At 60.2% G+C, this 10,167-nt stretch carries 10 protein-coding genes and 1 pseudogene; 3 read left to right on the top strand and 8 right to left on the bottom strand.

From position 1 onward, the window contains the following. The 3 genes from murI to queG all read right to left on the bottom strand — a co-directional run. The coding region (gene murI / locus Q1W26_RS16030) for a glutamate racemase (RefSeq protein ID WP_300442288.1) at window positions 1-764 on the bottom strand (764 nt) is incomplete at its 3' end. Between the two features lie 57 nt (window positions 765-821). Further along, complete coding sequence (locus Q1W26_RS16025) at window positions 822-1,595, bottom strand: hypothetical protein (protein WP_300442287.1); 774 nt, start codon at window positions 1,593-1,595, stop codon at window positions 822-824. Window positions 1,596-1,604: 9 nt separating this feature from the next. Further along, window positions 1,605-2,702, bottom strand: a complete 1,098-nt coding sequence (gene queG, locus Q1W26_RS16020) for a tRNA epoxyqueuosine(34) reductase QueG (protein ID WP_300442285.1) — start codon at window positions 2,700-2,702, stop codon at window positions 1,605-1,607. Here queG and tsaE point away from each other — a divergent pair. Both tsaE and Q1W26_RS16010 read left to right on the top strand, forming a co-directional pair. After that, window positions 2,685-3,203 (top strand): tRNA (adenosine(37)-N6)-threonylcarbamoyltransferase complex ATPase subunit type 1 TsaE, encoded by a 519-nt coding sequence (gene tsaE / locus Q1W26_RS16015; RefSeq protein ID WP_300442291.1) that lies wholly within the window; start codon window positions 2,685-2,687, stop codon window positions 3,201-3,203. The genes queG and tsaE overlap by 18 nt on opposite strands. Next, entirely contained in the window at window positions 3,158-4,543 is a 1,386-nt protein-coding gene (locus Q1W26_RS16010; RefSeq protein WP_300442283.1) for an N-acetylmuramoyl-L-alanine amidase, read from the top strand. Before tsaE ends, Q1W26_RS16010 begins: the two co-directional genes overlap by 46 nt. Window positions 4,544-4,567: 24 nt before the next feature. Here the strand turns inward: Q1W26_RS16010 and Q1W26_RS16005 are convergent, their stop codons facing one another. Continuing rightward, complete coding sequence (locus Q1W26_RS16005; protein ID WP_300442281.1) at window positions 4,568-6,925, bottom strand: GspE/PulE family protein; 2,358 nt, start codon at window positions 6,923-6,925, stop codon at window positions 4,568-4,570. A 143-nt stretch (window positions 6,926-7,068) separates the two neighbouring features. Continuing rightward, a complete protein-coding gene (locus Q1W26_RS16000; protein WP_300442289.1) occupies window positions 7,069-7,710 on the bottom strand; it encodes a 3',5'-cyclic-nucleotide phosphodiesterase in 642 nt (213 codons plus the stop codon). Between Q1W26_RS16000 and Q1W26_RS15995 the strand changes: the two genes are divergently transcribed. Then, window positions 7,678-7,902: a hypothetical protein gene (locus Q1W26_RS15995; RefSeq protein ID WP_300442293.1), complete on the top strand. Its 225-nt coding sequence runs from the start codon at window positions 7,678-7,680 to the stop codon at window positions 7,900-7,902. The genes Q1W26_RS16000 and Q1W26_RS15995 overlap by 33 nt on opposite strands. Before the next feature lie 93 nt (window positions 7,903-7,995). Here the strand turns inward: Q1W26_RS15995 and Q1W26_RS15990 are convergent, their stop codons facing one another. From Q1W26_RS15990 to Q1W26_RS15980, 3 genes and pseudogenes are all read right to left on the bottom strand, one after another. Beyond that, window positions 7,996-8,676 (bottom strand): FHA domain-containing protein, encoded by a 681-nt coding sequence (locus Q1W26_RS15990; protein WP_300442280.1) that lies wholly within the window; start codon window positions 8,674-8,676, stop codon window positions 7,996-7,998. 24 nt (window positions 8,677-8,700) lie between these two features. Beyond that, window positions 8,701-9,474, bottom strand: a complete 774-nt coding sequence (locus tag Q1W26_RS15985) for a protein phosphatase 2C domain-containing protein (protein ID WP_300442278.1) — start codon at window positions 9,472-9,474, stop codon at window positions 8,701-8,703. Window positions 9,475-9,766: 292 nt separating this feature from the next. Then, window positions 9,767-10,167, bottom strand: a pseudogene (locus Q1W26_RS15980) (succinate--CoA ligase subunit alpha); the annotation flags it as partial.

Below are 10,167 nucleotides of genomic sequence, written 5' to 3'. Positions count from 1 at the left end.
CGCTCTCCGATGGTCTGAAAGCGCAGCGGGATGTCGGTGACGGTGTAGCGGTAAGTGGACAGGCTATCGCCCGGGTTGGCAATGCCGAGATCTGCCAGCATGCGGGCGGCCTGCTCGGCAACGGTGATCGCCGAATCAACGAGACGCACGCTCGGCCCGACTACGTCCTGCAACAGGGGCTTGATCAGCGGATAGTGGGTGCAGCCAAGCACCAGCGTATCGACATTCTCGGCCAGCACTGGCTTGAGGTATTCCTGGGCGGTGAGGCGCGTTACAGGATGATCCAGCCAGCCCTCTTCGACCAGCGGCACGAACAGCGGGCAAGCCTGAGAGTAAACCCGCACGCTCGGATCAAGCGCATACATCCGACGGGCATAGGCATTGCTATTGATGGTGGTCGGGGTGCCGATCACGCCAATGGCCCGAGAAGTGGATTCCGCCAGAGCAGCCCGGGCACCGGCATCAATCACATCGAGCACCGGAATGCTGCCGGCCTTTTCCTTGACGACCTGCGCCGCCACCGCTGCCATCGTATTGCAGGCAATGATCAGCATCTTGACGCCCTGATCAAGCAGGTAATCGGTGATTTGCCCGGTGAAATGCTCGATGGTTGCCACCGACTTGACCCCGTAGGGCACACGGGCCGTGTCGCCAAAATAAACGATGTTTTCGAGCGGCAGACGCTCCATCAACGCGCGCACGACGGTGAGACCACCTACGCCGGAATCAAAGACTCCGATCGGCAGCTTGCCAGTATCAGACATGGTAGGACGGAGAAACAGGGAAGCCGGATTCTACGCCAGACGGACGAAGGCCGCGGCCTAGTAATCGAGGCGCGAAACCAGTTCATCTTCCTCGTCCGGACTCAAGGCGAATTTATAGGCTGACTTCTCGTCGGGCAGCTCTCGCCACTTGCCACCGATTTCACGGAGTCGCCGCTCGATCTTGGTGCAAGAAAGATGCATCAGGATAGCCGGAGCATTGACGCGCTCGCAGGTGCGCTCGGCACCGAGCTGCTCAAACTCAAGCAGGCGCTCGTAGAACGCCCGGTGTCGGGGATTGATCTCGATGAGAATATCGGTACAGCCCTTGATTCGATGGGCATATATATATAGCAGATGCACCAGCGAAATGATCAGCCGCTTGGAGCGCGCCGAGGGATCAATCGCAAAGCGTCCGAACTCACACAGCTTGCTGCCCTGGGAGCGCAGCCGCGCGGCCTCCGCGCCATAGGTGCTGTCCAGAGCCAGCCCCGCGGGCGAATCGATGTTGACCGTGAGGGTTGCATATACCCGCCCGAACAACTCGGCATTCATGGTCAACTGGTTAGGCTCGTCCTCAGTGCCGATCTGCCCGTAACCTCGCCACGCGTATCGCTTCTGGATCAGAAGATCAGTTTCACGACGACGCTCACCATCCCGCATCAGCATCTTGATGCGGAACTTGTCCTGCCGCTGGCTTGGAGCGTTTACGGCCAGATCGTCCTCTGCAATGCAAAGAGGATCGAAACGCCACGACTCCATGGCAGTGACTTCCGCCAGGGTTTGCGGCGGACGAACTTCTTCAGCGTTGAGTTTGGGAGGTTTTCGAAACATCGCCGCGTACTATACCGTGCCTTCAGCGGGCAGAACATGGTGTTGTCGCAGTGCCCATGTGACATGTTCCCGGACCAGCGGCAAAGAATCATTGATACGGGACTCCAATGCCCCGATGACAACCGGAACTCGCGGCGCATTGCCCAGCGCCACGGCAATATTCCGCAACCAACGCTCATAGCCGATGCGATAAATGGGGCTGCCTGCCGTGAACTCCAGGAACTCTTTTTCGGTCCAGGCAAACACGACCGCCAGTTCTGCGCTGTCAAGTCCGTGCCGGGGCGAAAAATCCGGCTCGTCGGAATGTCGGGCAAAACGGTTCCATGGACATACCAGCTGGCAGTCGTCGCAGCCGTAGATCCGGTTGCCGATGAGCGGCCGGAACTCTTCCGGGATGGCCCCCTTCAACTCGATGGTCAGGTAGGAAATGCAGCGGCGTGCATCCACTCGGTAGGGCGCAACAATAGCCCCCGTCGGGCATACCTCGATGCAGGAGGTGCACTTTCCGCAATGATCATCGACCGGGCTATCGACCGGAAGGGGAAGATCTGTGTAGATCTCTCCAAGAAAGAAAAACGAACCGGCACGACGAGACAGCAGCAAGCTGTGCTTTCCCCGCCAGCCCAAGCCCGCCTTCTCGGCGAGCGCCACCTCCATCACCGGCGCCGAATCGACGAACACCCTGTGAATGTGGGGCACGACCCCATTGATCCGGTCGGCCAGCTTCTGCAGACGAGCGCGCAGCACCTTGTGGTAATCGCGGCCAAGTGCATAACGGGAGACATAGGCTTTCCCGGGATCACCGAGCACCTCCAGCGAGCCCTCGGCGTCAGGCAGATAGGACATGCGCGCGGAAATGACCCGACGCGTCCCTGGCAGCAGCGCGTCGGGCCGGGAACGTTTCACGCCATGTTTGTACATATAATCCATCTGCCCGTGGAAGCCGGCCTCCAGCCAGGCTGCCAACCCAGCTTCGGAGTCGGCAAGGCCCGTGTCGGCGATGCCCACCTCGTCAAAACCAAGCTCCTGTCCCCATGTCTTGATATGCGCAGCCAGAGACTCAAGGTCTCCCTGACTGCCAGAAGGATTATCGTGCTCCACGCTCATTCTGAACATGATAGCGAGCCTCCCGCTTGCCTGCACCTCCCAGACGAAAACGCCACGCTGGCCGCTGGTGCACGCCTGGCTGCCGGCCTGCCCGACCGTCTACGCATTTTTTTGCAGGGCGACCTGGGTGCAGGCAAAACCACGCTTACCCGCGGCCTGCTGCGGGGGCTGGGATTCACCGGCCGGGTCAAGAGCCCAACTTATACCTTGGTTGAACCGTATAAAAATTCTAGAATTGCTGTATATCACTTTGATTTTTATCGTTTCACCCATGCAGAAGAATTTCTTGAAGCGGGCCTGGAAGAGTATTTTGAAGACGACGGCGTATGCCTGGTCGAATGGCCCAACCTCGCGCAACCCTATCTGCCCGCGGCCGATCTCGAAATCGGACTGCGGATTGCTGCGTCCGGCGGACGCGATCTTGAGTTGCGCGCGCTGAGCGCGGAGGGTCGACAATGTCTCGAAAAATTCATCTCAGCAGCGGACACACACCGCCCCTGAACCGCCGCCGCTTCATCGGCGCCACCGGCGCAGCACTGCTGCTGTTGGTCAGCCGCCCCGGCCAGGCCGCCCAAACCTCCGTTCTTGCGGTGCGCGTCTGGCCGGCCAAGGATTACACGCGGATCACCCTCGAAAGCCGTGACCCTGTGGTGTTCACCCACCAGTCGGTGCGCAATCCGGAGCGACTCGTCGTAGACCTCGAAGGCGTCGAGCTGAACGACATCCTGCAATCCCTTCCTACCAAGATCACGGGCCAGGATCCTTACATTCAGCTGATCCGCGCGGGTCGCAACCGTCCCGGAGTGGTCCGCCTGGTCATTGAATTGAAGGCCGAGGTCACACCGCAGGTATTCACGCTCCGCCCGGTCGGCGAATACGGCCACCGCCTGGTGCTTGATCTCTACCCCGTCGAACCTGTCGACCCCCTGCTGGCCCTGCTGGAAAAGATTTCGCCGGAAGAAGCCGCGGTTGGGGGCGCGCCGACACCCAAACGCATGGAGGAAAAGCCTCGCAAGACTGCCGAGGCCCTGCCCAAACCCGAGCCGGCGCCGTCCCGCCAGGAGTCCGTCGCCGGCCATGAGCCGCAGCCTCCTGCCAGCCCGGATAACGCAGATGGCATGAACCGTTTGATCACCATTGCGATCGACCCGGGCCACGGCGGTGAAGACCCCGGCGCCGTCGGTGCGGCCGGCAGTTTCGAAAAGCACGTCACGCTCTCGGTTGGACGCCGCTTGAAGGCAAAAATCGATGCCCAGCCCAACATGCGCGCCATGCTGACCCGCGATGCCGATTATTTCGTGCCGCTCCAGCAGCGGGTTTCGAAGGCACGCCGGGTGCAGGCCGATCTTTTCGTGTCGATCCACGCGGATGCCTTCATCAGTCCCTCCGCACGAGGAAGCTCGGTGTTCGTGCTATCCGAAAAAGGAGCATCGAGCACCGCGGCTCGCTGGCTGGCCCAGAAGGAAAACGCAGCCGACCTGATCGGCGGGGTCAACCTGGGCGTGAAGGACAGCCACCTCGCGCGCACTCTCCTCGATCTTTCGCAAACAGCCGCGATCAATGACAGCCTGAAGGTGGGCAAGGCGGTTCTGGGAGAACTCGGCGGCATCAACCGACTGCACAAGGGCGAAGTGGAACAGGCCAGTTTTGCCGTTCTGAAGGCGCCTGACATTCCTTCCATCCTGGTAGAAACCGCCTTCATCTCCAACCCGGAAGAAGAAGCACGCCTCAACGACGAGGCCTATCAGGACCGCATGGCGGACGCCATCGTGCGCGGCCTGAGACGCTATTTCGCGCGCAATCCGCCGATGGCAAAGTCCAAGCTGGCGCGGCTGGACTAGGGCAAAACAGCGGCAAAAGCAGGGTCAGCGGATGCAGACCTTGCGCACTTGCTTGAGGTCGGTAATGCCAGCCATGACCTTTTCGATGCCATCCTGACGCAGGGTCCGCATGCCCTCGTCGAGGGCGGCGGACAGCAGCGTAGCCACCCGGGCGCGTTCCTGAATCAAACGCTTGACCTGGTCCGTGCCCACCATCAACTCGTGCAGGCCGAGGCGCCCCTTGTAGCCATCAGTGCAGTGCTCGCAACCCACCGCCTCGTAGAGCGTGAATTTTCCGGAGCCATCGGCATAACGTGCCCGCCAGCCGGCGAGGATATCCTCCCGCGCACGCACCGGATCCTCCTGGAAGGCCCGGGTTTGATGCAGGTCTTCACTGTATTCGTCAAGCATACTGCGGATTTGGTCCTCACCGGGGTGATAAGCCTTCTTGCACTTGGAGCACAAGCGCTTGGCCAGGCGCTGGGCGAGCACACCGAGCAGCGCATCGGCGAAGTTGAAGGGATCCATTCCCATGTCCAGCAGACGCACGATGGATTCGGGTGCGCTGTTGGTGTGCAGGGTGCTGAACACCAGGTGCCCTGTCAGCGAGGCTTCAAGGCCGATTGACACGGTTTCCTTGTCGCGCATTTCGCCGACCATGATCACATCTGGGTCTGCACGCAGGAAGGAGCGCATGACAGTCGGAAAATCAAGACCGGCCTTGCGGTTGACCTGAACCTGACGCAAGCCCTTTTGGGTGATTTCGACCGGATCCTCGGCGGTCCAGATCTTGGTTTCCGGTGTGTTGATGGAGCCCAGAATGGAATGCAGCGTGGTGGTCTTGCCAGAACCCGTCGGGCCGCACACGAAGAAGATTCCGTAGGGCTTGGCGATGGTCTGCTTGAGGCGCTGGTAGTTGTTTTCCAGCAGGCCCAGTTGCTCGAGCGGCAGCGGCTCACTGTTGGCCAGGAGCCGCATGACCACGTCCTCCAGCCCCCCCGTGGTGGGCAGCGTGGCGACCCGCAACTCGATGTCGAGGGGGCCGAAGCGGCGAAACTTGATCTTTCCGTCCTGGGGCTTGCGGCGCTCCGAGATATCAAGATCGCACATGATCTTGATTCGTGTGACGAGGGGATTGCGGTAGCTCGACGGTACTTCGATGTAAGGCACCAGTGTTCCGTCCTTACGGAAACGGATCTGGGTTTTTTCCTTGCCCGGCCGGGGCTCTATGTGAATATCGGAAGCACCCTGCCGGTAGGCGTCGATGATGATCCGGTTGACCAGCTTGACGAGTTCATTGTCGGCCGCGGCCGAGACATCTTCTGGCGCCAAGCTGCCATCGCCCTCGTCTTCGGCCATATCGAACAGCAGCTCGGTCACCGAGGAGTCATCGACCGACGAGCCGAAAAATTGCGCCACTGTCTGCACGAACTCGACGTGGGTGGTCACGCAATAAACCGGGTTCGCCTTCGGAAAAACGTTCTGCACGACCCGTGAGGCAATGGCCTGCTCTGGATCCGTGACAAGGATCAGCATTCCCTCGGTATTCTCTTCCAGCGGCAGCCACTGGGCTTGCTGGACGTAATCGCGCTTGAGGTTCTTGAGCAGATCGAGGGGTTTGACCCGATCCTGCCGGTAAGGCTCGTAGGGCACGCCGAAAAAGCGCGAAACAGCGGCACCGATGTCGGCGGGCTTGAGGTGATACTCCTCGATCAGCAATTGCTCGAGCGGTATGCCCAGCTCACGGGCCTGGCTGGTTGCAGTTTCGAGCTCGGAGCTGGTCAGGCGCGCATCATTCACCAGCCCCTCGTACTTCGACTTGGGCTGGACGAGAGAGTGACGGCGCTGGGCGAAGGCGATCGCGAGCGTTTGCCCTAGCCCCTGGATACCCTCCTCGGCGATCGCCGAGAAAACCTCTCCGTTGCGGCTGTTGATGAGCTGGATGACGCCCAGCACTTCGCCATCGTCCGGATTGGCGATTGGCGCGACAAGCATCTGGCGGCAACGGTAGCCGGTACGCTCATCCACCTCACGCCGGAACTCCATACGCGCGGAAATGGCCTTGAGCTCGCGCTCATCGTAGGCGTCGTGGATGTTGAGCATCTGGCCGTTCAGGGCGACAAAGCCGGCAACGCTGTTCTCGGCAATCGGCAGACGGATCGTGCGGATGCTGTGCAGGCCTGTCTTGACCCGCGACGAGATGGTCGTGCGACTTTCGTCAACGATGTAGATCGTCAGACGATCGGCTGAAAACAAGGCGCAGATTTCGGCCGACAACTCAAAAATGATCTCGTCGATATTTTCGGTTGCGTGGACGCGGTTGGTAACCGCCTGAAGCCCCTTGAAAAAGGCCAGCCGGCTGGCTACGTCGCTGACACCACTCCTGCTCACTGCGCTGCTCATAGTTATGTCATATCCGGAAAGGCAGGCTTCGTCGCAAAGAATGACCTGCACTGGGAAAGCGGGTACAACGGCGCGACGGACGCAGACTTTAACCGGTGTAAAACATATGGACAGCCCGTGGCCGTCCCGGCAGGCGGCATCGACTAAAAAACAAACTCCAGGCCGTTGTACAAGGCCTGTGGCGTGAAACGCCCGCGGTAATTCGCAATTTCATCCAGAGTGGTCTGCGCCCGACTCGGCTTGAGGTGAGTAATCCAGACCTCGGGGTTAGCCTTGATCCGGTCGAGGAACAGCGCCAGCAGGCTGGGGCACAGGTGGCGGGACGCCAGCGCAAGGTCGTGCAGGGCGTCAGGGAACGCCGTTTCGACAAGCAGGTAGCGTAAATCCGGAATGTCGTTGATGGCAGCAATCAGAGGTTCGGAATACGCCGTATCGCCAGAGAAGACAAGGCTCCCGCCCGCTCCGGACACCTGATAGGCGACGGCAGGCACCGTGTGCAGAGCCGGCAGAGCCGTCATCGAGCGCCCGCCACCCAGGTTGGCCGTTTCGCCGGTATGCATTTCCTGGAAGCGCAGAAACGGGTTGCCCCGATCGGGAATCGAGGAGAAGTCGGGCCAGACGAGCCAGTTGAAAATATGCGAGCGCAGGATGCGCAGGGTTTCTGGCGAGCCATGCACGACGATGGGCATGGAGCGCGCTTCCCCCACCGTATCGACCAGCAGGGGAATCATCGCGATGTGGTCAAGATGGGCATGCGTAACGAATACGTGATCGATACGCAGCAGTTCGTCGAACTCCAGGTCTCCGACCCCGGTTCCCGCATCGATCAGAACGTCATCATCAACCAGCAGGGCAGTCGTGCGCTGGTGGCGCCCGCCAATTCCGCCACTGCAGCCCAGAACCCGCACCTTCATCTTGTTCCCATGGAATTCCGTGACAGTTGCAGCTGGACGATCCGTCCAGGCACCGGCAAATAATCAAAAGACAGTCCGGCAGGATACGATCCAGCCAGTCCATCCGCCGCCAGAAATATCACGTTCGCCCCCTCGGCAATGCCCCTGCAGGCAGTATTACGCGACCATCTGTGAGAAAAACTCCATTTTGACGCCGGCGATCTCGATGATGTCGTGATCATTCAGGCGATGAGCCTGGGCATCAAGGGAGCGCCCGTTCACCACGGGAAAAACCGTTCCCTCGACATGGGTAATGAAATACCCGTGAGGACGTCGAGTTATGACAGCAACCTGGAAACCGGGCTTGCCCAAGGTAGTGAGCGACTTGGAAAGCTCCAGCGTCCGGCCGGCATGCGTCCCGCTGAGGATCTGGATCATCCCGAGCGCGGCGACTGGCGGCGCTGATGATGAGCCTGCTGCCTGCGGCTCTGGCGTGGCAGGAATATCATCCCCCGCGCCCGTAGTCTGGGCAAAGGACATTGCCTCATCCTGCTCGGACGCCATGGCACTGCTGTCCGCAATGAACTTGAGACGATATTTTCCCAGTTCGATGACATCGTTATCCTGCAGTACGTGCTTCTTGACCGGCTGGCCATTCACGTAAGTGCCGTTCGTACTGTTCATGTCCTCGAGAAAAGCGTCGTTCAGGATTGTCACGATAGCCGCGTGATCGCCGCTGATCGCCAGATTGTCAATCTGGATATCGTTGTGCGGCTTGCGCCCGATGGTCGTGCGCTCCTTTTCCAGCACCATCTCCTTCAGCACCAGACCATCCATGCTCAATATCAAACGGGGCATCACTATTCCTATCCGAAACCAGCCTTAACCAAGCTCGGCGCCAAGCCGCCCAAAGCGGTTTGACGACACGATGACAACCGACACATTATCCACGCCCCCCCGATCATTGGCCAGATCGACCAGATGCTCAGCCGCCAGCCGCGGATTTCCGCCCAAGGCGCCCAGCACATGGGCAATATCGGCATTGGGGAGCATTTCCGTAAGGCCATCCGAACACAGCAGATACACGTCGCCGGGCTGCAGCGTGGAAATCGTCACATCCGCAACGACACAGGCGGCCACCCCCACTGCTCGCGTCAGCAAACCACGCAGCGCAAGCGGCCCATTTGATTCGGATTCAATCATGCCCGCGTCGCACTGCGCCCGCAACACGCTGTGATCGCGGGTAAGACAACTCAGCACGTCACCCCGCAGCCGGTAGAGCCTTGAATCACCGACGTTACAGGTCAGCAGCGTGTCATCACGCCTGAAACATGCCGCCACCAGCGTGGTTCCCATGCGCCTCAGTGCCGGATCGGCACAGGCAGCAGCAAAAACCACCCGGTTCGCATCTGCCACTGCGACCCGCAAATCCCGCTCACCAAGCGGTTCCACAAGACACTTCCGGATACGCCCGACCCAGGCATCGACTGCCAAGCGTGCCGCCACATTACCCCCGGCGTGTCCGCCCATGCCGTCGGCGAGGACGGCAATGCCGAGTGCCTCGTCGCAGAAAACAAAATCCTCGTTGCGCGCACGGACACGTCCGACGTGAGACAACATCGCCATTCGCCAGCCCGCCGGAGACTCATTCTCCATCGTAGTTCATCAGAACAGGAGCGCTTTCTGGCCAGGGTTTCCCCCTGGCGCATCGACACGACCTGCCAGCCTCCGAAGAGATGAGGTTGATGGTGATGATCGGCAACAGTACGAACCGGAGGCCGGGCTCAATAATTCGGTCTTGAACGGAGGCATCAAGGGCTTTGAAAGAAATCGACGTGCCATGAATTCTATCGCCCCCCAGGCAGGTAACAAGAACGTCGTACAAAATAAAAACCGCGCCCGGGCACTAGCCAAGGACGCGGTATGGTTCAAGCCGGAGCCTGATCGATTACAGCATGGCCTTGAGCAGCTTGGCCATTTCGGACGGGTTGCGGGTCACGGTGAAGCCGCACTCTTCCATGACAGCGAGCTTGGCATCGGCAGTGTCGGCACCGCCAGAGATCAGCGCACCAGCATGGCCCATGCGCTTGCCCGCGGGGGCAGTCACACCGGCGATGAAGCCGACGATCGGCTTCTTCATGTTGGCCTTGCACCACATGGCGGCTTCGGCTTCGTCAGGACCACCGATTTCACCGATCATGATGACGGCGTCGGTATCCGGGTCATCATTGAACATGCGCATCACATCGATGTGCTTCAGACCGTTGATCGGGTCGCCACCGATACCGACGGCGGAAGACTGGCCCAGACCGATTTCGGTCAGCTGGGCAACAGCTTCGTAGGTCAGGG

The organism is Zoogloea sp., assembly GCF_030157465.1.
Taxonomy (GTDB): domain Bacteria; phylum Pseudomonadota; class Gammaproteobacteria; order Burkholderiales; family Rhodocyclaceae; genus Zoogloea.
This window is presented reverse-complemented; position numbering and strand designations above follow the sequence as displayed.

Bases quoted from the DNA above. Each gene is read 5' to 3' on its own strand.
- Q1W26_RS16025 (WP_300442287.1), bottom strand. From the start codon at position 1,595: ATGTTTCGAAAACCTCCCAAACTCAACGCTGAAGAAGTTCGTCCGCCG.
- queG (WP_300442285.1), bottom strand. From the start codon at position 2,702: ATGAGCGTGGAGCACGATAATCCTTCTGGCAGTCAGGGAGACCTTGAG.
- Q1W26_RS16010 (WP_300442283.1), top strand. From the start codon at position 3,158: ATGTCTCGAAAAATTCATCTCAGCAGCGGACACACACCGCCCCTGAAC.
- Q1W26_RS16005 (WP_300442281.1), bottom strand. From the start codon at position 6,925: ATGAGCAGCGCAGTGAGCAGGAGTGGTGTCAGCGACGTAGCCAGCCGG.
- Q1W26_RS15995 (WP_300442293.1), top strand. From the start codon at position 7,678: ATGCGTAACGAATACGTGATCGATACGCAGCAGTTCGTCGAACTCCAG.
- Q1W26_RS15990 (WP_300442280.1), bottom strand. From the start codon at position 8,676: ATGCCCCGTTTGATATTGAGCATGGATGGTCTGGTGCTGAAGGAGATG.
- Q1W26_RS15985 (WP_300442278.1), bottom strand. From the start codon at position 9,474: ATGGAGAATGAGTCTCCGGCGGGCTGGCGAATGGCGATGTTGTCTCAC.